Below are 25,988 nucleotides of genomic sequence, written 5' to 3' on the forward strand. Positions count from 1 at the left end.
GGATGCGTGGCGGAGCGGCCCCGTGCCTCCCGTCCGCCGCCGGCTCGTCTGCCGGTCACCGCCCACCTGGGAGGATGGGCGCATGACCGACGTCACCACCACCCCGCCGCTCCTCGCCGCCCTGCCGGCGGCGGTCGACGGCGCCGTCGACCCCGACGCGGTCTACCAGGCGTTCGCCGACTGGGCCGAGGCGGGCGGACGACCGCTCTACCCGGCGCAGGACGAAGCGCTCATCGAGCTCGTCTCCGGCGCGAACGTCGTCCTCAGCACGCCGACCGGCACCGGCAAGTCCCTCGTCGCGGCCGGGGCGCACTTCGCCGCGCTCGCCGAGGGCAAGCGCAGCTACTACACGGCGCCCATCAAGGCCCTCGTCTCCGAGAAGTTCTTCCAGCTCGTGGACCTGTTCGGCGCGCAGAACGTCGGCATGGTGACCGGTGACTCGAGCGTCAACGCGGACGCCCCGATCATCTGCTGCACCGCCGAGATCCTCGCGAACACCGCGCTCCGCCAGGGCCCGGACGCCGAGGTCGACGTCGTGGTGATGGACGAGTTCCACTTCTACGGCGACCCCGACCGCGGCTGGGCGTGGCAGGTGCCGCTGCTCGTGCTCGAGCGCGCGCAGTTCCTGCTCATGTCGGCGACGCTCGGCGACGTCACGACCATCGCCGACGACCTGTCGCGCCGGACCGGGCGCCCGACCGCACGGGTCACCGGCGTCTCGCGGCCCGTGCCGTTGTCGTACGAGTACGTGCTGACCCCGGTGCAGGAGACGGTCGAACGTCTGCTCGAGGAGGGGAAGGCGCCGGTCTACATCGTGCACTTCGCCCAGGCCGCTGCGCTCGAACGGGCGCAGGCGCTCATGTCCGTGAAGGTGGCGTCGCGCGAACGCCGGGACGAGATCGCCGCCGCGATCGCCGGGTTCCGCTTCAGCGCCGGGTTCGGGCAGACGCTGTCACGACTCATCCGGGCCGGCATCGGCGTGCACCACGCGGGCATGCTGCCGAAGTACCGCCGGCTCGTCGAGCAGCTCGCCCAGCGCGGCCTGCTGCCGGTGATCTGCGGCACCGACACCCTGGGGGTCGGGATCAACGTGCCGATCCGCTCCGTGCTGCTCACCGGGCTGACGAAGTTCGACGGCTCCCGGATGCGGCAGCTGTCCGCCCGCGAGTTCCACCAGATCGCCGGACGAGCCGGACGAGCCGGCTACGACACCGAGGGCGACGTCGTGGCCGAGGCGCCGGAGCACGAGATCGAGAACGCCCGGGCCGTCGCCAAGGCCGGGGACGACCCGAAGAAGAAGAACAAGGTCAAGAAGAAGAAGGCGCCGGAGGGGTTCGTCTCGTGGGGGCCGGCGTCGTTCGACCGGCTCATCGCCGCCGAGCCCGAGCCGATGGTGTCCCGGATGCGGATCACGCACGCGATGGTGCTCGCCGTCGTCGCCCGCGGGGGTGACGCCTTCGCCGACGTCCGCTCGCTCGTGTTCGAGAACCACGAGCCGCGCTCCCGGCAGCTCGCGATGGCCCGACGCGCGCTGTCGATCGCCCGCACGCTGATCAACGCCCGCGTGATCGAGAAGGTCGACGGGCGCTACCGCATGACCGTCGACCTGCCCGTGAACTTCGCGCTCAACCAGCCGCTGTCGCCGTTCGCACTCGCCGCCTTCGAACTGCTCGACCCCGAGTCCCCGACGTACGCGCTCGACATGGTGTCGGTCGTCGAGGCGACCCTCGACGACCCGCGCGCCGTCCTCGCGCAGCAGCAGTTCAAGGAGCGCGGCGAGGAGGTCGCCCGGATGAAGCGCGAGGGCATCGAGTACGAGGAGCGGATGGAGCTGCTCGAGGAGGTCACCTGGCCCAAGCCGCTCGACGAACTGCTGACCGCCGCGTACGAGGCCTACGCGGCCGAACAGCCGTGGGTGCTCGACTTCACGCTGTCGCCCAAGGCCGTGGTGCGCGACGTGTACGAGCGGGCGATGACCTTCGGCGACTTCGTGCGGTTCTACCAGCTGACCCGCTCCGAGGGACTCGTGCTCCGGTACCTGTCCGACGCCTACCGCACCATGCGCCAGACCATCTCCGAGGAACAGCGCACGCCCGAGCTCGACGACCTGATCGAGTGGCTCGGCGAGGTCGTGCGGCAGACCGACTCCTCGCTCGTCGACGAGTGGGAGGCGCTGGTCAACGGCTCCGTCGCGGAGGCCGCCGCGGAACACGACGAGATCGCGCCGCCGCAGCCCGCCCGGCTCACCGGCAACCCGAGGGCGTTCCGGGTGCTCGTGCGGAACGCCCTGTTCCAGCGGGTGCTGCTCGCGGCGGCGGACGACGTTGCCGGGCTCGCCGCGCTCGACGGGGCCGCAGGGTTCGGGCAGGAGGAGTGGGACGCCGTGCTCGAGGAGTACTACGAGGAGCACGACGCGATCGGGACCGACGGGGACGCCCGGTCGATGGCGTACCTGGTGCTCGACGAGCACGGGCCGGGTCGGACCTGGCGGGCACGGCAGATCTTCGCCGACCCCGAGGGCGACAAGGACTTCGGGTTCTCGGCGACGATCGACCTGGACGCGTCCGACGAGACCGGCGAAGCCGTGGTGCGCGTCACCGAGATCGGCCGGTTCGACGGCTGGGCCGAGGTCGACGTCGACTGAGGGCGGCCTCGCTCGGCGGTCACACGGAACCTCGCCGCCGCGGTCCGGGTACCTTCGACGCCAGCCCCGGACACCCGGGACGGGGCACCACGGAAGGACCCGTCATGCGCATCGGATCGAGCATCGCCCTGATCGTCATCGGAGCGATCGTCGCCTTCGCGGTCGACTACCAGATCGCCGGCATCGACCTGCGCCTGATCGGCTACATCCTGATGGCCGCCGGCGTCGTGCTGCTCATCATCAGCCTGGCGGTCGGGTTCGGCGGGCGTCGGACCACGACCACCACCCGGTCGGGCGTCGACCCGGCGTCGGGGGAGCAGATCACCCGGCAGGACCGTCGCGACGGCACCTACTGAGCGCACGTCCCGAGCGGACGACGGGCCCGGGCGAGGACATCGCCCGGGCCCGTCGTCGTGCGGCCCGTCGTCGTGCGGCCCGTCGTCGTGCAGCCCGACAGGGCGTGTGGCTCGTCAGAACAGGGTGGCGGGCGGTTCGACCTGCACCGGCTCCGGAGCGGGCGGGACGACGGTGTCCGGCCAACCCGGACCGGTCGGTACCTCGGTGCGGTTCTGGAAGGCGGTCGCAGCGCCGCGGGCACGGACGTCCGCGGCCTCGTTCATCTCGTGGCCGACGTGACCGCGGACCCACTCGAAGGTGACCTTGCGGCCCTGCAGCTCGGCGTCGAGCTCCTTGATGATCTCGACGTTCAGCACGGGCTTGCCGTCGGCCTTCCGCCAGCCCTTGCGCTTCCACCCGGCCAGCCACTCCGTGCACGCCTTGATCGCGTACTGGCTGTCGCAGAGGATGTGCAGCGGCTCGCCGGTGTCCTTCGTGGCGCGGAGCAGCTGCAGCACGGCCGTGAGCTCGCCGATGTTGTTCGTCGCCCGCGGCCATCCACCGGCTGCCCAGCGGTCGTCATCGACGTACCAGGCCCAGCCGGCCGGTCCGGGATTGCCGAGGGCGGAGCCGTCTGCGGCGGCGACGATGGTCACGATGTGGCCTCCTGGGTGGTGCGGGGTGCTGGTCGAGCGTAGCCGACCGACGGACGCACACCAGATCAGCGCGTGGCGGGGTCGAGGTTGAGTAGGGTCCCCTTGATCACCCAGTCGTCGCCCTCCGTCTCCATCTGCGGGTTCAGCCACCGCAACTGGGCGACGGTGATCCCGAAGCGCTTCGCGATCGTGGTCAGGTCGTCACCCTGGTTGACGCGGTAGCTGACCGGGGTGCCGGTGGTGCCGCGGAGGGTCTCGTCGGCGGCGTCGAACGCGTAGCCGTAGGCACCCGGGCGAGCGGTGCCGAGCGTGACGTGGAGACCCGGCTCCGGATCCGGGATCGACCAGGACAGCGTGCCGATCGCGAGCACCTTGTGGACCCACGGGCGGTCGCTGTCGTCACCGTCGGACTGGTCCGGCACGAGGACGACGGTGCGCAGCCAGTCCGGGTCCGCCCCTGCTCCGGACAGGCTGACGGTGGCCGGGGGCTGGGCCTGCGCGCCCCACCTCGTCGTGCCCACGGCTCGGGCGTCGTAGCCGTCCCCGTACTGCGCCGTGCGCCGGAACTCCACCGACATCGGCTGCGGCTGGGTGGTGCGGTAGCCGGAGAGCTCCGCGTCGAACGTGCCGTGGTCGTTCGCGACGACCCGGACGTGGATCGACGTGTCGCCGGTCTTCGACACCGCGTCGGTCTCCGCGACCACCGTGCCGGCCGGCACCGCCTGCGGCGCCGCGACGGGCTGGGCGGTGTCGTCCGCGGCAGCCGACCCGCCGACGGCCCCGGCGTCGCGGAGGCGCTCGGCGCAGCGTGGCCGGTCGGCGCCGGCAGCGGGGCGTCGTCGCCGAACAGCGAGCAGCCAGCCAACAGCAGCGTGCTCATCCCCACCAGTGCGACGGCCGCCGTGCCCCGTGCCCTCGTCCGACCCATCGTCCGACCCCCTTCGTCGGGACGACGGTACCCGAGCGCGAACCGGATCACGGCCGTCGTGACCGAACCGGTACCAGGAGCCCCGGCCTACTGTGCGGGGCATGAGCGACAGCATCCCGAACGTGCCCGGCCCCGACGAGTCCGACGACCGCGCCCGCAACGACGAACTCCGCGACGCGGCGCACAGCGACGACGTCGACGGCGTGAGCGACCGCGAGCAGCGTGCCGCCGACACGTCCTACAGCCCGTCGAGCGAACGGGAGACGGTCGCGTCCCAGACGCAGCAGCGCAGCCGCGAGGACCTCGAGCAGGACGGCATCGACCCGTCCCGCGTGGTGGCGGCACCCGGCACCGGCGGTGCGGACGACGCGGGCGACGTCGAGCCCGAGCCGGGCGACCTGAACCTGCCGTGGCAGTCCGAGGAGGACCGCCGGGGCTAGGGCGTGTCTCCTGAAGATCAGGTAGTGCGCTGGCGCGCTGTAGTGGTGACATGATTCCAGCTGCTCTCCGATGCTCAGTGGTCTTCGATCCAGTCGTTCATGCCGGGTCCGACAGGCAAACGTGGCCGTCCGTTTGCGGACGCTCGGAGCATGGTCGAGGGGATCGTGTACCGGTATCGGACCGGGATCGCGTGGCGTGACCTGCCCGAGGTGTTCGGGCCGTGGCAGACGGTGTGGAAGTGGCATCGCCGGATGGCAGGCGACGGCACGTGGGACAGGGTCCTCGCCGCGGTGACAGCGTCCGCGGACCAGGCTGGGGCGGTGGACCGGTCGTTGTCAGTGGACTCCACGATCGCTCGCGCGCATCAGCACGCCACGAACATCGCCCGCACCACAGGGGGAACCATCGAATCACACGGATTCGGGACTCGAGCCGCCTGATCACGGATTCGGCCGCTCCCGCGGCGGCCTGTCCACGAAGGTCCACCAGCTCGTCGACGGCCACGGGCTGCCCCTGGTCACCCTGATCACGCCCGGACAAGCCGGCGACTCACCGATGCTGCTGCCGCTGCTGGCAGCGCTCGAAGTGGCCCGTCCGGTCGGCAGGCCGCGGACCCGACCGGACCGGCTCCGCGGTGACAAGGCGTACTCATCCAAAGCGATCCGGCAACACCTGCGCGACCGCGGTATCGAGTCCGTGATCCCCGAGCCTCGCGACCAGCAAGGACACCGGAAACGGCGTGGTTCCCGCGGCGGGAGACCCGTGACCTACGACCGCATCGACTACAGGAACCGGAACGTCGTCGAGCGTGGCTTCTGTCGCCTCAAGCAATGGCGAGCCCTGGCGACGAGGTACGACGACCTCGCGATCGTCCACCGCTCAGCCGTCGTGCTCAACGCCGTCATCGCCTGGACCCACCATTCAGGAGACACGCTCTAGGTCCCTCCCGCTCCGCCCATCATCCCCGATCGACCCAGGAGCAGGAACCATGATCACCACGACACGCACCACCAAGACCGCGGCCCGCCGTCCGGCCGAGAAGACCTCGACGCCCCGCCGCACCATCGAGGAGAAGAAGGCGCAGGCCGCCGCACTCCACGAGTCGATCGCGACGCAGGTTGAGAGCTTGCGCGACGCGGAACGGTGGACGGCGTTCCTCGCGTGCGCGTCCGCGTTCCACGCCTACAGCCTGGGCAACGTGTTGTTGATCCTCGGTCAGCGCCCCGACGCGTCGCGCGTCGCCGGGTTCCGCAAGTGGCAGGGACTCGGCCGAGGATGATCCCGCACACGATCGGTGCAGCTGACGGCAGGCCTGTCGGGGGGGCTCACCATTCTTGCTGCGGCAGGTGAGCACGCGCACATCGCACCCTGATCGAGGACGGACATCGACCGGTCAGCGCCTGTCGTGATCCGGCAGCGGTTCAGTCCAGGACGAAAGCGGCGCGCCGCCGCCGGTCGATCGCATGGATGGTCAGAGCAATGACCGCGCCCAGCAGTGCTCCGACGGTGTTCATGAACCAGTCGTTGGTGTCGCATCGCCGGCCGAGTGCCGGTGCGAGGGCCTGCACGACCTCGATGGCGACGGAGAGGGCGACCGTGCCGGCGAGGACGGTGAGTGGCCGGTTCGTCGCCACGCTGAGGAAGAGCGCGAGCGGCAGCAGCAGCGCGATGTTGGCGAGGGTGTCGATGCCCTGGAACGGGACCGAGAACTGCACGGTGCAGGTGACGCCGCCAGAGCGGGCACCGTCGGGGAGCAGGGTGAGCACGAGGGCGGCGACGAACGACAGGCCGGAGAGGCCGAGCAGGACGCCGCGGAGCCGCAGACGGTGGAGCAGCCAGGCGACCCCCGTGGCGACGGCGAGGGCGACCCAGAACCCGATGGGGACGAGGGGGGCGTGTTCGGCGAGGAACGTGGAGATCATCGGGTGCCTTCGTGGTCCTGGTGGTGGTCGGTTTCGTGGCCGTGGTCGGCCTCGTGGTCGGCCTCGTGGTCGGCCTCGTGGTCGAGTCGGTCGAGCCAGATCCGCATGAGTGCGGTCTCCTCGGGGAGCAACGCGTCCGACCCGTCGTCGTCGAGCCGGGCGCGGAGCTGGCGACGAGCAGCCGCGTCGAGGTCGTCCTGGTCGCGGGCGGACGCCTCGATGAGGACGGCGTCGAGGACCGCGTCCCGGAGTGCGTCGTCGTCGGCAGTGTCCGGAGCCGTCGTGGTCATCTGGTGGAGTGCGAGTCCGACGTTGGCGGCGAGCAGCATGGTCGCTGCGACGGGGACGTCGACGCGGAGCAGGCCCGCGGCCGCGCACCGGGTCAGCGTCCGTTCGAGCAGCGCGGTCAGGCCGTCCCGCGCGGAACTGCTCGCCCACGGCCGTGGGGCGAACATCAGCCGGTAGAGGGCGGCGTGTTCCCGAGCGAACGCGAGGTGGTCGTCCCATCCGTGGCGCAGGTCCGCTGCCGGGTCGTCGGACACCTCGAGCTCGGCCTTCCGAGCGGTGTACCGCTGCAGGCCCGTCTCGGCGAGGGCGTCGAGGAGCCCGCGCTTGTCGCCGAAGATCCGGTAGAGCACGGGCTGGGTCACGCCGGCCGCTTCGCAGACCGCTCGGGTGGCGACGTCCCCGTCGGGGGCAGTGACCAGCTGGTCCTCCGCTGCGCGGAGCAGGGCGCTGCGGAGCGCTTCGTCAGATCGGGCCATGCAGTGATCGTAGCGCAGGTTGTATCGATGATCGTAACCGTGCTACGTTCTGCCGTAGCGCCGAAATGCTCTGCGCGTATCACTGAAAGGACAGACGATGAGCACCACTCCTCGCCGCGTCGCCCTGGTCACCGGCGGCTCTCGCGGCATCGGCCGCGCCGTCTCGATCCGGCTCGCCGCGGACGGCTTCACGGTCGTCGTCAACCACGCCAGCGGGACGGCCGCCGCCGAGGACACCGTCGCCGAGATCGAGCGGACGGGCGGCCGTGGCGTCGCCGTGCAGGCCGACGTCGCGGACGAGCACGCCGTGGCCGCGATGTTCGACCGGGTCGAGGCCGAACACGGCGGCGTCGACGTCGTCGTGCACTCCGCCGGCCGCCTTGCGCTGTCGACGATCGCCGACCAGGACCTCGACGTCCTCGACGCACTGCACCGGACGAACATCCGCGGCACCTTCGTCGTCGCGCAGCAGGCTGCCCGTCGTCTCCGGGCCGGCGGGGCGTTCGTCGGCATGTCGACGTCGGTCGTGGGGACGCAGTTCCCGACCTACGGCGCCTACGTCGCGAGCAAGAGCGCGGTCGAGGGCATGACGATGATCCTCGCGAAGGAGCTCCGCGGCCGGGACGTCACGGCGAACGTGGTGGCCCCGGGGCCGACGGCGACCGAGCTGTTCCTCGACGGCAAGACGCAGGACCAGATCGACACCCTGGCGAAGGTCCCGCCCCTCGAACGGCTCGGCATGCCGGAGGACATCGCCGGTGTCGTCGCGTTCCTCGCCGGGCCCGACGGGCACTGGGTCAACGGCCAGACCATCCGCGCCAACGGCGGGATGGTCTGATGCCGACGCCGCGGGTCGTCCTCGTCACGGGCGCGTCGAGCGGCTTCGGCCGGCTGACGGCGGAGTCGCTCGCGCGGGCGGGGCACGTCGTCGTCGCCGGGATGCGTGCGGTCGACGGCCGGAACGCGCCCGCCCGTGCCGCGCTCGACGACCTCGCCGTGCGCGAGGGCCTGCAGCTCGGCGCGGTCGAGCTCGACGTGCAGTCGGAGCAGTCCGTCGACGAGGCGGTCAGCACCGTGATCCGTGCGCACGGGCGCATCGACGTGCTGGTGCAGAACGCCGGCCACATGGCCTACGGTCCGGCCGAGGCGTTCACGCCGGAACAGTTCGCCGCCCTGTACGACGTCAACGTCGTCGGCGCCCAGCGCGTCGCACGTGCCGTCCTGCCACACCTGCGGGCGCGCCGGTCCGGACTCGTCGTCTGGGTCGGCAGCTCGGCCACCCGCGGCGGCCACCCGCCGTTCCTGGCGCCGTACTTCGCGGCGAAGGCCGGCATGGACGCCCTGGCCGAGAGCTACGCGGCGGAACTGATCCGCTTCGGCATCGACACCACGATCGTGGTCCCGGGCGCCTTCACCTCGGGCACGAACCACTTCACGAACGCCGCCGTCCCGACGGACACCGCCCGCGTCGACGAACACGACACGGAGTACGGGGCGCTCCGGCGCGACCTGACCGACCGCCTCGCCGCGATCGTGCCGGCCGACGCCGACGTGCAGGACGTCGCCGACGAGATCGTGCGCGTGGTCGGCCTGGCCGACGGCGCCCGCCCGTTCCGGACCCACGTCGACCCCTCCCGTGACGGCAGCGAGGTCGTCTCGGCGGTCGCCGACCGCATCCGATCCGAGTTCTACCACCGCGTCGGCATCGAGGACCTCCTGTCCCCGAACGCCGCGCTCTGACCCCCGGAACGTCCGGGACACCCCACCGAGAGGAACACCATGCCCTTCGCCAACATCAAGGTCCCCGCTGACACCCTGACCCCGGAGTCGAAGAAGAAGCTGCAGGACGCCGTCACCGACGCCATCGTCGACGTCTACGGCGAGCGAGCCCGACCCACGACGCTCGTCATCCTCGACGAGGTCGCCGACGGCGGCTGGATGCTCGGCGGCACCATCCTCAACGAGGCGATGCTCGGCCGCGTCTGACCATCTCCGGGCGCGGCGGGGACCGACAGCACGGCCCCGCCGCGCCCCGCACCGGGAGTCGATCCGCGCTCCCTCGTCCTGCACATGCTCGCGTCCACCGACGACGGTGTGGCGCCCTCCCCGAAGGAACCCCGTGCACCTCACGTCTCGAGCACGCCGCACCATCGCCCTCGCCGTCGTCCCGACGGCTGTCCTGGCCTCCGGCCTCGTCATCGCCCAGGCGTCCTACGCCGCCTTCTCGGCCACGACGAGCAACGCCCCGAACACCTGGTCTGCCGGGTCCGTCTCGCTCAGTGACGACGATTCCGACACCGCGCTCTTCACGGCCTCCGGGCTGCAGCCCGGTGACACGCGGACATCGTGCATCGTCGTCACGTCGACCGGCTCACTCCCCTCGACGGTGAAGCTGTACGGCACGGACCCGGCGACCACCAACGCACTGTCGAGCTCCTTGCACGTCACCGTCACCGAGGGCACCGGCGGGTCCTTCGGCAAGTGCAGCGGCTTCACCCCGCTCTCGCCCGCCGCGGTCTGGTCGGGCTCCCTCGCCGACCTCGGATCGACCGCCACGAGGTTCTCGAACGGCATCGGCACCTGGCGCACCGCCGGCGGTTCCTCCGAGTCGCGCACGTACCAGGTGACGGTCGCGCTCGACGCCGCGACGCCGAACTCTGCCCAGAACGGGACCGCGCGCATCGGTCTCACCTGGGAAGCGCAGAGTTCCTGAGCCCGGCCGTGGCCGACGTCACCCTGCGTCCGGACGGACGACGCGAACAGCCCTCGGCTGTCGCGGTGACACGATCCGGGCACGCCTCCGCCTCGACCTGGGTGGTGTTCGCTGCGGCACTGCTCGGCCGCACGGTCCTCGTGGTCACCGTGAGCCTCCTGCTCTGGGCAGCGCTGCCTGCGTCATGGGCGTGGACCCCCACGACGGTGGTGTCGGGATCCATGGCGCCGAAGATCCTCCCAGGTGACGTGGTCGTCGCGATGCCGGTCCACGATCGGGAGGTGACGATCGGGCAGGTGCTGCTGGTCGAGGACCCCGACCACCCGGAAGCGCTGCTGCTGCACCGACTCGTCGCGCGGACGCCGTCGGGTTCCCTGCAACTCCGCGGTGACGCGAACCCCACGCCCGATGCCCGGACGGTGGAGCCGGAGGACGTCCGCGGGGTCGGTGTGCTCCGGGTCCCGCTGGTCGGTCTCCCTGCACTGTGGGTCCGCGAGCACGACGTCGGCAGGCTCGCCGCGGCGACGCTCGGACTCGGGGGCGCCCTCGTGCTCTCGTCCCGCCTGGGCAGCCCAGGCGGACCCGAGGTGACCCGTGCGGTCGGGCACGGTCGGCGACGACGGCGGTCCGTCCGCGCGGAACGTGCCCGGAGCGTGGTCTTCGTCGGTGCACTCGCCGCCGTCCTCGCCGTGGTGATCGTGGTGGACGATGCCGCTCGCGCAGCGTTCACGGCCACCGCGGCGAACACGGGTACCCGGCTCGCCACCGCGACGTTCCCGTGTCTGCAGCGAGCGCCGTTCGCACACACGTACCTGACCTACCGGTTCGACGACGCCCCCGGCACCTCCGCGGCCGACGGATCCGGGAACGGTCGCCACGGCACCCTCACCTCGGGAGTCTCGCTCGCCCCGGGCACCTGCCGAGCCGGGGACAGTCCGTCCCTGCTGACGGGCGGGGTGCGGGGGCAGGTGATCACGGACGCGGCGGTCGATGCACCGCAGATCTTCGCGATCGAAACGTGGTTCCGGACCACGACGACGACCGGCGGGATGCTCCTCGGCTTCGGCAACCTCCGCTCGGACCAGTCCACCAAGTACGACCGACAGCTCTACCTCTCCGACGAGGGCGCCGTGCACTTCGGCGCCTACAACGGCACCAACATCGCGATCAGCTCCGCAGCCGGCCTGAACGACGGCGTCTGGCACCTCGCCACCGCGACCATGGACGCGTCGGGCATGCGGCTGTACGTCGACGGCGAACAGGTCGCCGCGAGCTCGAACGCCAGAGCAGAGGTCAGCACCGGGTGGTGGCGGATCGGCTTCGACAACCTCAACGGCTGGCCCGGCAACCACACGACATTCCACTTCAAGGGCAACCTCGACAACGTCGCCGTATATGAAGACACGCTGCCGGCGGCCGCGGTGCAGGAACACTTTGCCGTCGGCAGATGACCGGCAGGACGCCGAAGCAGTAGGCACGCAGGCCCTGGTCACTCGGGAACGGGGCCCGCCCGCCGAGCCGGGAGTCAAGCGCATGTTCAAACCGAGTCGTCGGCAGATCAGTCCGGTGCGATTTCTCTGGACCCCAGCCGAACGGACGCGCGTACCACTGGCATCTCCGTTGGTGAAGAAGTCTTGGTAGGTCGGACCGATCCTGTCTGTAGCGCCGGCGGCGTCGACTGGCCGTCCGCTCGGGTGCGGGTGCAGCGACGATCGCCGTTGCACAACGGCGTTGATGTCGTCGGGTGACGGGTCCGACTTGCGCCCACTCGGGGCTGCCGCGTGTGGCGTCGTGAACGCGGGTTCGGCCAGCAGACCTCGCTTCAACGAAGTTCGCTGACCGGAAGGAGCTCTTGTCAGGGGACGCGGAGGCGCGGCCCGATACGGCACGTCAACATACGTTGACAGGTGACGAAACGGCGGTTGGCTCGACTCGTGGAGCACAACGCCGGCCCCGACGGCACACGCCGCACGGAGGGTGTCCGCACAGGGCAGCTCTGCCCTGTGCCCACTCCGCGTTGCAGGTCACACCGCGTAGGCCGACCAACCGGAGATTGCGGTGCGGCATCTCTGTCTCTGGGACGCCCTCCTGAGCTCATCAACTTCGGCGCTCCTGGGAACCCTGCCCCGCGCTCGTAGGTGACGCGGTCGGCAAGGCGCCACACCGCGGGTTCTCTGTGTTCGACCGTCAACCCTGGCGAGCAGTCTCGACGGTCAGGCGTCGCGGATGTGCAGCTGCTCGCCCTGTGCGCTGAAGAGGGTCAGGACCTCGACCGGGTTCGTCGTGCCGCTGGCCATGCCGTGCGGCGCTGCCGTGTCGAACTCGGCCACCTCTCCAGCATCGAGCACCGTGAGTGTCGAGCCGATCTGCAGGTGCAGCGTCCCAGTGAGAACGAACACCCACTCGTAGCCGACATGGGTCTTCTGGCAGATCCGCGCGTCCGGCTCACGACCCGGCAGGATCACCTTGAAGGCCTGAACCCCGATCGGCCTCGTGGTGAGGGGAAGGTAGATCATCCCGTGGCGACGGACCGGTTTGGGGTGCACACGTGGATCACCGGATGCGGGCGCGCCGACGAGCTCGTCGAGAGGAACCTGGAAGACGCGGGCGATCTTCAGCAGCACGTCGAGGCTTGGAGCGCGGACCCCTGATTCGAGCCTGGACAGGATGCTGATCGAGACTCCCGTGATCTCGCTCACGTCGGCGAGCCGGAGGCCCCGTCTCGTCCGCTGCTCCCTCAGCCGCGCGCCGAGCCCGTCCATCACCGCATCGAGGTCGTCGTGTCCCATACCGTACAGCCTCTCCCGCCTTTGCGATTCTCGCAAATCAGTTTGAGGTTCTGGTCACCGTGTTGCAGGGTCATCACGTGAGCAGATTCGAGTGGGATGTCGTGGTACTCGGTGGCGGTAGTGCTGGCCTCAGCGCAGCGCTGATGCTCGGACGTGCGCGCCGCAAGGTGCTTGTGCTCGATGCGGGGGCACCCCGGAACAGGTTCGCCGCCCACATGCACGGTGTCCTCGGTCATGACGGGAAACCTCCGCTGGAGCTTCTCGCGGTAGGTCGGGCCGAAGTCGAAGCCCACGGCGGTGCCATCTGGGACACTCCGGCTGTGACGACCCGTCACGAGGGCGACGGGTTCGCGGTGGAGACCGATGACTCCCGGACCGTGCTGGCGCGGGCGCTCCTTGTGGCGACGGGTGCCAGCGATGAACTGCCTGACGTTGATGGCCTCGCCGAGCGTTGGGGCAGCGGTGTCGCGGCGTGCCCGTACTGCGACGGGTACGAAGTGCGCGACCGACGGATCGGGATCCTGGCTACCGGCCCCGGCAGCATCTTCCAAGCGCAACTGTTGCGACAGTGGTCCGACCAGATCATCTACCTCGCACACGACACGGATGCGCCGACCGGTGAGGACCAGGCGGCGTTCGACGCCCGCGGCATCCAGATCGAGGATGGGCGAGTCACGCGTGTGCTGTCCCGAGGTGACCAGCTGTCCGGCGTGGAGTTCGACGATGGACGGACCATCGAGCTCGACGCGATCTTCACCGCACCGCGTCTGATCCCACAGGACGCGGCACTGCGACAGCTGGAGGTCGAGCGCACTGAACACCCCTGGGGGTCCTTCGCCACCGTCGACCCCAGCGGGAGGACGAGCGTCGACGGGGTGTGGGCGGCCGGGAACGTGGTCAACGCGATGGCCAACGTCCCTGTCTCCATCGGCACCGCGGCCCTCGCCGCAGGCGCGGTGAACCACGCTCTCGTCCTCGACGACGTCCGCCTCGCACTCCGCGGCAGCGCGAAGGCGGAGACGCGATGAGCGAGGACACCACGCCGAGCGAGCGGTTCTGGGAATCCCACTACCAGGGCATGGACCCGTCTTGGGGGACCCGGCCGAACGCAGTCCTCGCTGCAGTCCTGGATGACCTGGCTCCTGTCCCGGCTCGTGCTCTGGACCTCGGATGCGGACACGGTGGGGATGCGCTCTGGCTCGCCTCCAACGGCTGGCACGTCACTGCGGTAGACGTCTCCGCGACCGCCATTGCACGCGTCACCGACGCAGCGCAGCGCAGTGAGTTGGGCCCGCGCCTGAGTGCCTTCCGGAAGGATCTTGCTCGAGACATCCCCGCCGGCCCGTTCGACCTGGTGTACGCCTGTTACTTCCACACGCCAGTGGACATCGACCGGAACGCGATCATCGGTCGCACATCCGAAGTCCTGTCCCCGGGCGGGTACCTCGTCGTCATCGACCACGCGTCATCGGCACCATGGTCCTGGGGTGCCCACGACCAGGAGTTCCCCACCGCGAACGAGGCGGTGACCCGGCTGGGCCTCGGTGAAGACCTGCGCATCGTGCGGCAGGAGACCGCGTGGCGTGAGGCGTCCGGCCCTGACGGGCAGCGCGCCGACGTCGCTGACAACGTCATCTTCGCCCAGCGTCCTTGACCGACCAACCGAAGCCGGTTCGTGCTTCGTGCTTGCCCCACCCTCCCCGTCACCTCGGGCCTCCTTGGCCTGCCCGAAAGTAGTGGACCACCACGTGTCAGATTCACCCGTCACCGCCCCGCCGCCGTCCGCACCGGAGAACCCACGGAAGTGGTTCGCCCTCGTCGCGATCACACTGGCCAGCCTCATGGTCGTGCTCGACGCCTCCATCATCAACATCGTCTTGCCGGAGGCGCAGCAGGAACTCGGGATCTCGGACGCTGACCGCGTCTGGGCCGTGACCGCCTACGCCATCACCTTCGGCGGGCTCCTGATGCTCGGCGGTCGGATCGCGGACATCGTCGGGCGCAAGAAGACCCTGGTCATCTCGCTCATCGGCTTCGCGATCGTGTCCGCCATCGGTGGTCTCTCTTCAACGCCAGAGATGCTGTTCGCCGCTCGCGCCGCCCAGGGTGTGTTCGCCGCAGCCCTCGCACCCGCAGCCTTGTCCTTGCTGAACGTCACGTTCACCAACCCGCGTGAGCGAGCACGGGCGTTTGCCGCGTACGGGGCCGTTCAGGGGGCTGGCGGTGCAGTCGGTCTGCTCCTCGGCGGGGTCCTGACCGAATTCGTCAACTGGCGCTGGACGCTGTTCATCAACGTGCCGATCTCCCTCGTCGCCGTGATCACGGCGATGTGGGCCGTTCGGGAGAGCCACGCCGGGAGCTCGCGCCGCCTGGACGTTCTCGGCGCGGTGCTCGTCACCGCCGGATCCGCTCTCCTCGTCGTCGGGTTCACCTACGCCGCCGAACCCGGCGCGGGCTGGACCAGCGCCGTCACGATCGCCTCGCTCATCGGCGCCGTCGTGCTTCTCGCAGCCTTCGTGTTCGTGCAGGCGAAGGTGAAGAACCCGATGCTCCCACTACGGATCCTGACGAACCGCACCCGCGCCAGCGCGCTCTCTGCCGGCTTCCTTGCCAACGCGGCGGTGTTCGGTATGTTCCTGTTCCTCACCTACTACCTGCAGCTCTCCCTCGGCTTCACACCGCTGCAGACCGGCTTTGCGTTCCTCCCCTTCAGCATCGGCATCGTCGCGAGTGCCACGCTGTCCTCATCCCTCTTGCCCCGCATCGGAGCCAAGCCCCTCATCGTCGGCGGCCTCATCCTCGCTACCGCAGGCATGGCGTGGCTGACCACGATCGGCCCGTCATCCTGGATCACCGTTGTGCTGCCCTCCCAGATCCTGATGGGCCTCGGACTCGGTGTGACGTACGTTGCGATCAACAACGCCGCGCTGAACGGCGTCACGGACGCTGACTCCGGAGTCGCCAGCGCCACGATCAACACGACGCAGCAGCTGGGCGGAGCTCTCGGCGTCGCGCTGCTGAACACCGTCTACGCCACTGCTCTCCTCACAGAGGGTTCGGGAACACCGACAGGTGCGACGACGCTTGCCGCCTACCAGACCGCTTTCCTGGTGTCCGCCGCGCTCTTCCTCGCCGCGACGATCGCCGGTCTCCTGACCCGGAATTCCGGCAAGCGAGCGCAGAGCGAAGACCCCACATCGGAAGAAGCCCACGCCAGTACTCCCGCTGCAACGCACTAGGGCGTGTCTGCTGAAGATCAGGTAGAGCGCTGGCGCGCTGTAGTGGTGACATGATTCCAGCTGCTCTCCGATGCTCAGTGGTCTTCGATCCAGTCGTTCATGCCGAGTCCGACAGGCAAACGTGGCCGTCCGGTTGCGGACGCTCGAGCCGCCTGATCACGGATGCGGCCGCTCCCGCGGCGGCCTGTCCACGAAGGTCCACCAGCTCGTCGACGGCCACGGGCTGCCCCTGGTCACCCTGATCACGCCCGGACAAGCCGGCGACTCACCGATGCTGCTGCCGCTGCTGGCAGCGCTCGAAGTGGCCCGTCCGGTCGGCAGGCCGCGGACCCGACCGGACCGGCTCCGCGGTGACAAGGCGTACTCATCCAACGCGATCCGGCAACACCTGCGCGACCGCGGTATCGAGTCCGTGATCCCCGAGCCTCGCGACCAGCAAGGACACCGGAAACGGCGTGGTTCCCGCGGCGGGAGACCCGTGACCTACGACCGCATCGACTACAGGAACCGGAACGTCGTCGAGCGTGGCTTCTGTCGCCTCAAGCAATGGCGAGCCCTGGCGACGAGGTACGACGACCTCGCGATCGTCTACCGCTCAGCCGTCGTGCTCAACGCCGTCATCGCCTGGACCCACCATTCAGGAGACACGCTCTAGATCCCCGGCGACGGCGACGGCGACGGCATCAGGACACCGAGTCCGGGTGCGACCCGGTCCGCTGTCCGTTCTCGAGACCGGCGATCGCGGTCAGGTCCTCGTCGGTCAGCTCGAACCCGTCGACGTCGATGTTCGCCCGGATGCGCGACGGCGTCACCGACTTCGGCAGCACGACGACCCCCTGCTGCACGTTCCACCGCACGAGCACCTGCGCCACGCTCACCCCGTGCGCGTCCGCGATCCGCGTGAGCACCGGGTCGTCGACGAGCCGCCCACGTCCGAGCGGCGACCACGCCTCGGTCCGGATGCCGTGCTCCTCGTGGAACTCGATCAGCTCGCGCTGCGGCAGCCACGGGTGGCGCTCGACCTGGTTGACGGCCGGCACCTCGCCCGTCTCGTCGACCACCCGCTGCAGGTGCGGCACCTGGAAGTTCGAGACGCCCACGCTCCGCGCCCGACCCTGCTCGCGCAGCTCGACGAGCGTCCGCCACGTCTCGACGTACCGGCCGTTCGCCGCCGCCGGCCAGTGGATGAGGTACAGGTCGACGGCGTCGAGTCCGAGCCGCTCGAGGCTCGCGTCGAACGCCCGCAGGGTCGCGTCGCGCCCCTGGTGGTCGTTCCACACCTTGGTGGTCACGAAGACGTCGTCGCGGTCCAGCCGGGAGGCACGGATCGCCTTCCCGACGCCGGCTTCGTTGCCGTACATCTCGGCCGTGTCGACGTGGCGGTACCCGGCGTCGAGCGCCAGGCGGACGGCGGTCTCCGCCTCGGCGTCGTCGACCTTGTAGACGCCGAACCCGATCGCGGGGATCGACCGGCCGTCGCGGAGGGGGAAGGAGGTGACCATGCACCCATCCTGCCCATCGGGGCGGGGGTGCGTCGTGCCTCCCGGCCGTCAGCTCGGCAGCGTGACCGGCTCGGTGTCGGGGAGGGGGCTCGCGTCGCGGCCGCGCAGGTCGGGCAACCACCGCTTCGTCACGAGCGGCAGGACGACCCCCGCCGCCGCCATCACCGCTCCGACGGTCATGCCGCCGGTCGGGCCGTTCGCGTCGATGAGGAAGCCCGCGACGGCGGACCCGCCCGCGGCGCCGATGAGCTGGCCGGTGCCCATCCAGCCGTAGGCCTCGGCCGTGTCGGAGAACTTGACCGTCGCGGACACCGAGCCGAACATGACCGCGAGTGCCGGTGCGATGCCGGCGCCGGCGATGACGAGGGCCAGGCAGAGCCACCAGAAGTCGGTGCCGCCGACCGCGAGCGCGAGCCCGACGAAGACGATCGACATGCGCGCCCAGAGCGTGTTCTTCGAGATCGGTCGGTGCCCGAGCGCGAGGCCGCCGGCGAGCGACCCGACCGCGAACACCGCGAGGACGATGCCGGCGTTCGGACTGCCCTCTCCGAAGACGCTGGTGACGCTCGCCTCGACCGCCGAGCACGCGCCGATGAGCAGCAGGCCGGTCAGCGTCGCGACGATCACCGACGGCCGCTTCAGCACGACACCGAACGCCCGCTTCGACCGGGGGATGCGGACGCGACCGAGCTCGGGGGAGGCGATGAACCACACGCCGCCCACGACCAGGAACACCATGGCGACGACGATCGCCTGCACCGTGCCGACCTGCGTCGCGACGAACGTGGTGATGACCGGGCCGGCGACCCAGATGAGCTCCTGCGCACTGGCGTCGAGCGAGAACAGGGGGGTGAGCTGCGACGAGGTCACCATCTTCGGGTAGATGGTGCGCACCGCGGGCTGCACGGGCGGGACCGCCAGACCGCCGAGGAACCCGACGACGACGTACCCCCAGAGCGGCATCGTGACGAACGCGATCACGACCATGCTCGCCAGGGCGACGGCGCTCGTCAGGACCAGCACCGGCCGCATGCCCCAGCTGCCCATCCAGCGGCTGGTGAGCGGACCGGCGATCGCCTGGCCGATGCTCGTCGTCGCGAGGACGAGCCCCGCGGCGCCGTAGGAGTGGAACACGTGCTCGACGTGCAGCAGGTAGGCGAGCGACAGCATGCCGAACGGGAAGCGCGCGGTGAGCTGTGCTGCGATGACGCGACCGACTCCGGGGGTCTTCAGCAGGGGTCCGTAGGCGCTCACGGGACGAGCGTACCGACCGGACGGATCGGGCCGTCACCCGTCCGGGGGTGCTGTGGACAGACCGGCTGCTCGCGGTGCTCGGTGGACGCTCCCGCGACACGCCGACGCGCCGATTCCACACATGTGGATCGACGCTGTCCACGGGTGTGGGCAAGTGTCGGTGGTCGGTCGCAGACTGGCGGAATCACGGGCCTCCCCGAGGTGTTCACATTGTGGAGGGGCTTGTGGAGAACTACACGGCTGTAACACTTCCTCTTGTGGTCGGTGACGCAGCCAGCCACTAGATGTAGTGTGGATGCCATCGCAGCGGCCCCTCCCGGACTCGTCTGCGCACAGGCATCAGCACCACCCTCCACAGCACGAAACACCCAGCAAGAACCAGGGGAGATCATGGCCGTCACCGTCTACACCAAGCCGTCCTGCGTCCAGTGCACCGCGACGTACCGCGCGCTCGACAACAAGGGCATCCAGTACGAGGTGCTCGACGTCTCCGCCGACGAAGCGGCGCTCGAGCACGTCAAGAGCCTCGGTTACATGCAGGCCCCCGTCGTCGTGACCGACGACGACCACTGGTCGGGCTTCCGTCCCGACAAGATCGCGACGCTCAGCGCCGAACTCGCGTGAGCCGTGCGGGTCCCGTCACCGGGGCCCGCAGCTCCGCCGGCCGGGAGGCGCGCAGCACCTCCGACGGGCCACCCCTGATCTGCTGTCCGCACCTCTCACAAGGAGCGCGCACATGAGTCGCCTCGTCTACTTCTCGAGCGTGTCCGGTTACACGGCCCGCTTCGTCGAGAAGCTCGGCCGTGACGCGGACCGCATCCCGCTCCTCCCGAGCGACCCGTTCCTCCACGCGGACGAGCCGTACGTACTCGTGCTGCCCACCTACGGTGGCGGCAACGGTCAGGGCGCGGTCCCCAAGCAGGTCATCAAGTTCCTCAACGACGAACGCAACCGCTCGCTCATCCGCGGTGTGATCGTCGGAGGGAACACGAACTTCGGCGCGGCCTACGGCCTCGCCGGGGACGTCATCGCCGAGAAGTGCGGCGTCCCGCTCTTGTACCGCTTCGAACTCTTCGGAACGCCTGACGACGTGCAGGCGGTCAACTCAGGATTGGATGCATTTTGGACGCAGCAGTTGCAGACGTCGATCTGACGTCGCCGCAGACGGGGATGGACTACCACTCCCTCAACGCGATGCTCAACCTCTACGACGCGGACGGGAACATCCAGTTCGACAAGGATCGTGAGGCCGCCAAGCAGTTCTTCCTGCAGCACGTCAACCAGAACACCGTCTTCTTCCACAACCTGAAGGAGCGGCTCGACTACCTGGTCGAGAACGAGTACTACGAAGCCGCGACGATCGAGCAGTACTCGCTCGACTTCATCCAGCAGCTCAACGACCTGGCGTACTCCAAGAAGTTCCGGTTCCAGACGTTCCTCGGTGCGTTCAAGTACTACACGAGCTACACGCTCAAGACGTTCGACGGCAAGCGCTACCTCGAGCGCTTCGAGGACCGCGTCGTGATGACCGCCCTCGGCCTCGCGCAGGGCAACGAGCAGCTCGCGATCGACCTCGTCGAGGAGATCATCGCCGGCCGCTTCCAGCCCGCGACCCCGACGTTCCTCAACACCGCGAAGGCCCAGCGCGGCGAGCTCGTCTCCTGCTTCCTCCTCCGCATCGAGGACAACATGGAGTCGATCTCGCGCGGCATCAACTCGTCGCTGCAGCTCTCCAAGCGCGGCGGTGGCGTGGCCCTGCTGCTCTCCAACATCCGCGAGGCCGGCGCCCCGATCAAGCAGATCGAGAACCAGTCGTCGGGCATCATCCCCGTGATGAAGCTGCTGGAAGACTCCTTCTCGTACGCGAACCAGCTCGGCGCGCGTCAGGGTGCCGGTGCCGTCTACCTGTCGGCGCACCACCCCGACATCATGAAGTTCCTCGACACCAAGCGTGAGAACGCGGACGAGAAGATCCGCATCAAGACGCTGTCGCTCGGTGTCGTCGTGCCGGACATCACGTTCGAGCTCGCGAAGAACAACGAGGACATGTACCTGTTCTCGCCGTACGACGTCGAGAAGGTCTACGGGATGCCCTTCGGCGACGTCCCGATCTCCGAGAACTACCGCGCGATGGTCGACGACTCGCGCATCAAGAAGACGAAGATCAAGGCGCGTGACTTCTTCACGACCATCGCCGAGATCCAGTTCGAGTCGGGCTACCCGTACATCGTGTTCGAGGACACGGTGAACAAGGCCAACCCGATCAAGGGTCGGATCAACATGTCCAACCTGTGCTCGGAGATCCTGCAGGTCAACACCCCGACGACCTTCAACGAGGACCTGTCCTACAAGGAGATCGGCAAGGACATCTCCTGCAACCTCGGCTCGCTGAACATCGCGCTGACGATGGACTCGCCGGACTTCGGCAAGACCATCGAGACTGCGATCCGCGGCCTGACCTCGGTCTCGCAGATGTCGCACATCTCGTCGGTCCGCTCCGTCGAGGACGGCAACGACAAGTCGCACGCCATCGGCCTCGGCCAGATGAACCTGCACGGCTACCTCGCTCGTGAGCGCGTCTTCTACGGCTCCGAAGAGGGCATCGACTTCACGAACATCTACTTCTACACGGTGCTGTTCCACGCCCTGCGCGCCTCGAACAACATCGCGATCGAGACGGGGGAGACGTTCGACGGCTTCCGCGACTCGAAGTACGCGTCGGGTGAGTTCTTCGACAAGTACACCGACCAGGCCTGGACGCCGGCGACCCAGCGCGTCGCCTCGCTGTTCGACGACGCGAACATCACGATCCCGACGCAGGACGACTGGAAGGCGCTGAAGGCGTCCATCCAGGAGCACGGCATCTACAACCAGAACCTGCAGGCCGTCCCGCCGACCGGGTCGATCTCGTACATCAACCACTCGACGTCGTCGATCCACCCGATCGCGTCGAAGATCGAGATCCGCAAGGAAGGCAAGCTCGGCCGCGTCTACTACCCGGCGCCGTTCATGACGAACGACAACCTGGACTACTACCAGGACGCGTACGAGATCGGTGCCGAGAAGATCATCGACACCTACGCGGCTGCCACCCAGCACGTCGACCAGGGCCTGTCGCTGACGCTGTTCTTCAAGGACACCGCCACCACGCGCGACATCAACAAGGCCCAGATCTACGCATGGCGCAAGGGCATCAAGACGATCTACTACATCCGTCTGCGCCAGCTCGCCCTCGAGGGCACCGAGGTCGAGGGCTGCGTCAGCTGCATGCTGTAGAGCTGCTGCTCTCTTCCTGGAGGCGCGGGGCGGGCCCCGCCCCGCGCCTCCAGTCCGTCCGATCGTCCTGTCCACCACCACCCGGAAGAAAGCCATGACCCTCACCGACCCGGTCCACGCCACGGGCAAGTCCATCCCGCTGATCAGCGCGGTCAGTGCCATCAACTGGAACCGCATCCAGGACGACAAGGACGTCGAGGTCTGGAACCGGCTGGTCAACAACTTCTGGCTGCCCGAGAAGGTGCCGCTGTCGAACGACGTGCAGTCGTGGAACACGCTCACGCCGGAGGAGCAGCAGCTCACCATGCGGGTCTTCACCGGCCTGACGCTGCTCGACACGATCCAGGGCACCGTCGGCGCGATCAGCCTGATCCCCGACGCGATCACCCCGCACGAAGAGGCCGTCTACACGAACATCGCGTTCATGGAGTCGGTGCACGCGAAGAGCTACTCGTCGATCTTCTCGACGCTCGCCTCGACGCCGGAGATCGACGACGCCTTCCGCTGGTCCACGGAGAACCCGAACCTGCAGAAGAAGGCCCAGATCGTCCTCGACTACTACACGGGTGACGACCCCCTGAAGCGCAAGGTCGCCTCGACGCTGCTCGAGTCGTTCCTGTTCTACTCCGGCTTCTACCTGCCGATGTACTGGTCCAGCCGGGCGAAGCTCACCAACACCGCCGACCTGATCCGCCTGATCATCCGCGACGAGGCCGTGCACGGGTACTACATCGGGTACAAGTTCCAGAAGGGCCTCGAGGGCGCTTCCGAGGAGCGCAAGCAGGAGATCAAGGACTACACGTTCAACCTGCTCTTCGAGCTCTACGAGAACGAGGTGCAGTACACGCAGGACCTCTACGACGGTGTCGGGCTGACCGAGGACGTCAAGAAGTTCCTGCACTACAACGCCAACAAGGCGCTGATGAACCTGGGCTACGAGCCGATGTTCCCCAAGGAGACGACGGACGTGAACCCGGCGATCCTGTCGGCGCTGTCGCCGAACGCGGACGAGAACCACGACTTCTTCTCGGGGTCGGGCTCGTCGTACGTCATCGGCAAGGCCGTCGTGACGGAGGACGAGGACTGGGACTTCTGATCCCGGTCTGACTCGTGAGGACGCCCCGCTGGCTCCGGCCGGCGGGGCGTTCTCGTTCTTCCCGCGCCGCGAACGTGTCCGGAAGGCGCCCCTCCACCGAGAACGATTCCGGACGGGTCGAGTGAGACAGGCGGTCACTGAGCGTGTCTCGCGTGCGATTGTGAGCAGCCTCGCTCTGTGTCGTCGTTTTCGCTGCGATCGGTGTCGGGTCAGGTGGTGCCGATGACGAGGGTGCTGCGGGCGGCCTCGACGACGTCGTTGGTGATGACGTCGAGCTCGTTGATCTTCAGGACGCGTTGGATCTGAGGGAGGAGGCGCTCAAGGAGCCGGAAGTTGCCGCGGGTGATGCGTTCGACGGCGGCGATGGCTTGCGCGTCGGTGAAGTCGTCGGGGTCGAGCGTCTTGCCGAGCTTGCGCCATTGACGTTCGAGGACGAAGAGCAGCTCGTCGTGGCCGAGCGGACGGTACTGGTGGGCGAAACCGAGGCGGCTGTAGAGCTGCGGGTAGTGGCTGAACTGCTTCTCGATGCCGGGCATGCCGATGAGGATCATCGCTATGCCGGTGCGGTCGTACTGGTCGCGGAGCCACTCGATCGCGTTGCCGGTGAGGCGTTCGGACTCGTCGATGATGATCAGCTCGAGCAGGGACGGGTTGGGGCCGTGTGCGTGGTCGAAGTGGCGACCCTGGAGCAGGAGGTGTTCCTCGATGCAGCGTTCGGTGCGGAGCATGTCGTGCCGGAGGTCGTCCTGCAGGGCGCGCATCGTGGCGGAGACCTCGGGCGTGTAGAAGACGGTGCGGGCTCGGTGGGCGGCGGCGTAGATCTTCGTGTCGTCTTCGCTGCGTGCGGCCCATCTGGCGATGAACGGGCCGATGCTGTCCCAGTGGGCGTAGCGGCGTGCGGAGAGGGTCTTGCCGACGCCAGCGGGGCCGAAGCAGACGCCGATGGTGTTCTGCTTCCGGACGGCGTCGGCGAACTCCGCGAACCGACGGTGTTCCTTCGTGATGATGAACTGGCTCGTCATGACCGGTCCTCCTCGTAGGTCATCAGTCGCGGTTGATCCGGTGCCGGTGCGGGTGCTGGTGGGGTGTGATCATCGGGTGTGGGGCGGACGATCGCGATGCGTTCGCGGATCTGCCCGCGCAGGGCTCTTCGTTGCGCGTTCCGGGCGGCCTGGATCTGCTTGAGACTGATGGTCTCGGTCTGATGCGCGGTACTGATCGCGGTGCACAGGAACGCGTCGCGGTGAAAGACACGGATCTCGGTGACGTCGCGGGGGTCGTACCGGACGCTGACGGTGCTGCCCACGAAGGGTGCGAGAGTGGTTGCGGTGTAGCGGAGCCCTTCGAAGTGGATGCCGTCTCGTTGCACGACACGCGTGGTCGGGACGGTGAGCAGGAACCCGTCGAGCTGCTCGAGGGAGTCCGGCATTCGTGGCAGCCACCCGTCTGCGATCCACGCTTCCAGTGGGCTCTTCCGGAGCTCGCGGTGGATGCGGGCGTTGTAGCGGCGGATGAACGTGTTGATGGCACTGTCGACACCGGCGAGATCCAGCGCCGGCGTCGGCGCCGGCGCCGAGGATCCGGGTGCGAGGTGGCCGGGGAGCGTTGGGAGCAGCTCGGTGTTGATGGTGCCGAAGAACCGCTCGATCTTCCCGCGGCCCTGGGGGCGAGCGACCTGCGAGTGGATGATGCGGAGGTGCAGCACGGCGGCGGTGTCGCCGATTCGGTGGCTGGTGAAGTCGGACCCGTGGTCTGTGTAGAGCACGTCTGGGATCCCGCAGACAGGCCAGTCCGGTTCCGGCTTGTGCCAGATCGCTTGCCGGAGCGCGAGCGCGGTGTTCGCGGCGGATGGGGCGCCGAGGAACACCATGTACCCGCAGACCGCGCGGGAGTAGTCGTCGAGGATCACCGTCAACCACGGCCGTTCGGGCTTGCCGTCGGGTCCGACGATGAGCAGATCGAGCATCGTGTGGTCCGCCTGCCAGATCGCGTTGGGGCGATCCGCACGACGTCGGAGCAGCAGTTCGTGCTTGTCCCGATATGACGCGGGCCCCTCAAGCGCGAGCGTCACCATCCCGGGATCAAGCCCGTTCACGATCGACCGCACAACGGAGTACGACGGCGCTGAGAGACCTCGTTTGGTGCAGTAATTGTCGACCTGGCGGTGAATCGTGGCGATCGAAGGTCGTGGCTTGGTGAGTGCGAGCCCCTCAATCAGGCGCACCAGTTCCGGTGCCGTCCGTCGGGCGCCGTGATCGGTGCGGGTGCCGTCGGCGAGAGCCGGGTATCCGCCGGTTCGGTAGCGGGCCAACCAGCGTTGCAGGGTGCGCTCAGCGACGCCCGTGGTGCGGGCCAGGGTGGCGAGCGGGATGGCGTCCTCGACGTGCAGTCGAAGGATGCCCCACCGCTCGCTCGCGTCCATAGCCAG

27 protein-coding genes are annotated in these 25,988 nt (G+C 68.8%); 18 read left to right on the top strand and 9 right to left on the bottom strand.

Translation table 11 applies throughout. The features are described from left to right. The first annotated feature begins 82 nt into the window (after positions 1 to 82). Positions 83 to 2,644 (top strand): RNA helicase, encoded by a 2,562-nt coding sequence (locus ACIQFY_RS04275; protein ID WP_066656349.1) that lies wholly within the window; start codon positions 83 to 85, stop codon positions 2,642 to 2,644. 104 nt (positions 2,645 to 2,748) lie between these two features. After that, complete coding sequence (locus ACIQFY_RS04280) at positions 2,749 to 3,000, top strand: DUF6458 family protein (protein ID WP_066656348.1); 252 nt, start codon at positions 2,749 to 2,751, stop codon at positions 2,998 to 3,000. Positions 3,001 to 3,114: 114 nt separating this feature from the next. Here ACIQFY_RS04280 and ACIQFY_RS04285 read toward each other — a convergent pair whose 3' ends face one another. Then, positions 3,115 to 3,636: a ribonuclease H gene (locus tag ACIQFY_RS04285; protein WP_066656346.1), complete on the bottom strand. Its 522-nt coding sequence runs from the start codon at positions 3,634 to 3,636 to the stop codon at positions 3,115 to 3,117. 65 nt (positions 3,637 to 3,701) lie between these two features. After that, complete coding sequence (locus ACIQFY_RS04290; protein WP_400338429.1) at positions 3,702 to 4,355, bottom strand: LysM peptidoglycan-binding domain-containing protein; 654 nt, start codon at positions 4,353 to 4,355, stop codon at positions 3,702 to 3,704. Positions 4,356 to 4,665: 310 nt separating this feature from the next. Between ACIQFY_RS04290 and ACIQFY_RS04295 the strand changes: the two genes are divergently transcribed. From ACIQFY_RS04295 to ACIQFY_RS04305, 3 genes are all read left to right on the top strand, one after another. After that, positions 4,666 to 5,004, top strand: coding sequence for a hypothetical protein (locus tag ACIQFY_RS04295; protein WP_066656341.1), 339 nt, complete (start codon positions 4,666 to 4,668; stop codon positions 5,002 to 5,004). 99 nt (positions 5,005 to 5,103) lie between these two features. After that, positions 5,104 to 5,944, top strand: a protein-coding gene (locus tag ACIQFY_RS04300) for an IS5 family transposase (protein WP_400338431.1) whose coding sequence is annotated in 2 segments (ribosomal slippage) — positions 5,104 to 5,406 and positions 5,408 to 5,944 — 840 coding nt in all. Because the reading frame shifts where the segments join, the coding sequence is not laid out codon by codon here. Between the two features lie 49 nt (positions 5,945 to 5,993). Beyond that, positions 5,994 to 6,284 (top strand): hypothetical protein, encoded by a 291-nt coding sequence (locus ACIQFY_RS04305; protein WP_066656335.1) that lies wholly within the window; start codon positions 5,994 to 5,996, stop codon positions 6,282 to 6,284. 142 nt (positions 6,285 to 6,426) lie between these two features. Here the strand turns inward: ACIQFY_RS04305 and ACIQFY_RS04310 are convergent, their stop codons facing one another. Both ACIQFY_RS04310 and ACIQFY_RS04315 read right to left on the bottom strand, forming a co-directional pair. Beyond that, a complete protein-coding gene (locus ACIQFY_RS04310; protein WP_066656333.1) occupies positions 6,427 to 6,927 on the bottom strand; it encodes a VanZ family protein in 501 nt (166 codons plus the stop codon). After that, a complete protein-coding gene (locus ACIQFY_RS04315) occupies positions 6,924 to 7,691 on the bottom strand; it encodes a TetR/AcrR family transcriptional regulator (RefSeq protein WP_081985077.1) in 768 nt (255 codons plus the stop codon). Before ACIQFY_RS04315 ends, ACIQFY_RS04310 begins: the two co-directional genes overlap by 4 nt. A 97-nt stretch (positions 7,692 to 7,788) precedes the next feature. Between ACIQFY_RS04315 and ACIQFY_RS04320 the strand changes: the two genes are divergently transcribed. From ACIQFY_RS04320 to ACIQFY_RS04340, 5 genes are all read left to right on the top strand, one after another. Continuing rightward, positions 7,789 to 8,529: an SDR family oxidoreductase gene (locus tag ACIQFY_RS04320; RefSeq protein WP_066656331.1), complete on the top strand. Its 741-nt coding sequence runs from the start codon at positions 7,789 to 7,791 to the stop codon at positions 8,527 to 8,529. Beyond that, positions 8,529 to 9,431: an SDR family oxidoreductase gene (locus ACIQFY_RS04325; RefSeq protein WP_066656329.1), complete on the top strand. Its 903-nt coding sequence runs from the start codon at positions 8,529 to 8,531 to the stop codon at positions 9,429 to 9,431. Before ACIQFY_RS04320 ends, ACIQFY_RS04325 begins: the two co-directional genes overlap by 1 nt. A gap of 39 nt (positions 9,432 to 9,470) precedes the next feature. Continuing rightward, the gene (locus tag ACIQFY_RS04330; RefSeq protein ID WP_066656327.1) at positions 9,471 to 9,677 is read left to right on the top strand and encodes a tautomerase family protein; all 207 of its coding nucleotides are present in this window, start codon (positions 9,471 to 9,473) and stop codon (positions 9,675 to 9,677) included. A gap of 133 nt (positions 9,678 to 9,810) precedes the next feature. Next, a complete protein-coding gene (locus ACIQFY_RS04335) occupies positions 9,811 to 10,404 on the top strand; it encodes a hypothetical protein (RefSeq protein ID WP_066656325.1) in 594 nt (197 codons plus the stop codon). 65 nt (positions 10,405 to 10,469) lie between these two features. After that, positions 10,470 to 11,855: a LamG-like jellyroll fold domain-containing protein gene (locus ACIQFY_RS04340; protein WP_144411376.1), complete on the top strand. Its 1,386-nt coding sequence runs from the start codon at positions 10,470 to 10,472 to the stop codon at positions 11,853 to 11,855. A 762-nt stretch (positions 11,856 to 12,617) separates the two neighbouring features. On the opposite strand, the gene ACIQFY_RS04345 is transcribed toward ACIQFY_RS04340, so the two are convergent. Then, entirely contained in the window at positions 12,618 to 13,193 is a 576-nt protein-coding gene (locus ACIQFY_RS04345) for a helix-turn-helix domain-containing protein (RefSeq protein ID WP_066656309.1), read from the bottom strand. Positions 13,194 to 13,270: 77 nt separating this feature from the next. On the opposite strand from ACIQFY_RS04345, the gene ACIQFY_RS04350 reads away from it, so the two are divergent. The 4 genes from ACIQFY_RS04350 (at position 13,271) to ACIQFY_RS04365 (ending at position 17,087) form a co-directional block, all read left to right on the top strand. Then, complete coding sequence (locus ACIQFY_RS04350; protein WP_200884113.1) at positions 13,271 to 14,221, top strand: NAD(P)/FAD-dependent oxidoreductase; 951 nt, start codon at positions 13,271 to 13,273, stop codon at positions 14,219 to 14,221. Beyond that, positions 14,218 to 14,847, top strand: a complete 630-nt coding sequence (locus tag ACIQFY_RS04355; RefSeq protein ID WP_066656302.1) for a bifunctional 2-polyprenyl-6-hydroxyphenol methylase/3-demethylubiquinol 3-O-methyltransferase UbiG — start codon at positions 14,218 to 14,220, stop codon at positions 14,845 to 14,847. Before ACIQFY_RS04350 ends, ACIQFY_RS04355 begins: the two co-directional genes overlap by 4 nt. A 94-nt stretch (positions 14,848 to 14,941) precedes the next feature. Then, positions 14,942 to 16,432 (top strand): MFS transporter, encoded by a 1,491-nt coding sequence (locus ACIQFY_RS04360; protein ID WP_144411374.1) that lies wholly within the window; start codon positions 14,942 to 14,944, stop codon positions 16,430 to 16,432. 70 nt (positions 16,433 to 16,502) lie between these two features. Next, positions 16,503 to 17,087: an IS5 family transposase gene (locus ACIQFY_RS04365; protein WP_268746753.1), complete on the top strand. Its 585-nt coding sequence runs from the start codon at positions 16,503 to 16,505 to the stop codon at positions 17,085 to 17,087. 28 nt (positions 17,088 to 17,115) lie between these two features. Here ACIQFY_RS04365 and ACIQFY_RS04370 read toward each other — a convergent pair whose 3' ends face one another. Both ACIQFY_RS04370 and ACIQFY_RS04375 read right to left on the bottom strand, forming a co-directional pair. After that, a complete protein-coding gene (locus ACIQFY_RS04370; protein WP_066656298.1) occupies positions 17,116 to 17,934 on the bottom strand; it encodes an aldo/keto reductase in 819 nt (272 codons plus the stop codon). Between the two features lie 48 nt (positions 17,935 to 17,982). Next, positions 17,983 to 19,188 carry an MFS transporter gene (locus tag ACIQFY_RS04375; RefSeq protein ID WP_066656297.1) on the bottom strand — a complete coding sequence of 402 codons (1,206 nt, stop codon included), beginning with the start codon at positions 19,186 to 19,188 and terminating at the stop codon, positions 17,983 to 17,985. Between the two features lie 390 nt (positions 19,189 to 19,578). Here ACIQFY_RS04375 and nrdH point away from each other — a divergent pair, with 390 nt between their 5' ends. The 4 genes from nrdH to nrdF all read left to right on the top strand — a co-directional run bounded on the left by nrdH (position 19,579) and on the right by nrdF (position 23,560). After that, positions 19,579 to 19,812 (top strand): glutaredoxin-like protein NrdH, encoded by a 234-nt coding sequence (gene nrdH / locus ACIQFY_RS04380; protein ID WP_058727719.1) that lies wholly within the window; start codon positions 19,579 to 19,581, stop codon positions 19,810 to 19,812. 112 nt (positions 19,813 to 19,924) lie between these two features. Next, complete coding sequence (gene nrdI / locus ACIQFY_RS04385) at positions 19,925 to 20,341, top strand: class Ib ribonucleoside-diphosphate reductase assembly flavoprotein NrdI (RefSeq protein WP_209685912.1); 417 nt, start codon at positions 19,925 to 19,927, stop codon at positions 20,339 to 20,341. Between the two features lie 17 nt (positions 20,342 to 20,358). Further along, positions 20,359 to 22,464, top strand: a complete 2,106-nt coding sequence (gene nrdE, locus ACIQFY_RS04390) for a class 1b ribonucleoside-diphosphate reductase subunit alpha (RefSeq protein WP_209685910.1) — start codon at positions 20,359 to 20,361, stop codon at positions 22,462 to 22,464. 94 nt (positions 22,465 to 22,558) lie between these two features. Next, the gene (gene nrdF / locus ACIQFY_RS04395; protein WP_058725585.1) at positions 22,559 to 23,560 is read left to right on the top strand and encodes a class 1b ribonucleoside-diphosphate reductase subunit beta; all 1,002 of its coding nucleotides are present in this window, start codon (positions 22,559 to 22,561) and stop codon (positions 23,558 to 23,560) included. 209 nt (positions 23,561 to 23,769) lie between these two features. On the opposite strand, the gene ACIQFY_RS04400 is transcribed toward nrdF, so the two are convergent. Then, on the bottom strand, positions 23,770 to 24,582 hold the full coding sequence (locus tag ACIQFY_RS04400; RefSeq protein ID WP_055960810.1) for an AAA family ATPase: 813 nt from the start codon (positions 24,580 to 24,582) through the stop codon (positions 23,770 to 23,772). Next, positions 24,579 to 25,982, bottom strand: a complete 1,404-nt coding sequence (locus ACIQFY_RS04405; protein WP_071301383.1) for a Mu transposase C-terminal domain-containing protein — start codon at positions 25,980 to 25,982, stop codon at positions 24,579 to 24,581. The genes ACIQFY_RS04400 and ACIQFY_RS04405 overlap by 4 nt, the downstream gene beginning before the upstream one ends. Positions 25,983 to 25,988: the final 6 nt, after the last annotated feature.

It is taken from the genome of Curtobacterium sp. NPDC092190 (genome assembly GCF_044755625.1).
Taxonomy (GTDB): domain Bacteria; phylum Actinomycetota; class Actinomycetes; order Actinomycetales; family Microbacteriaceae; genus Curtobacterium.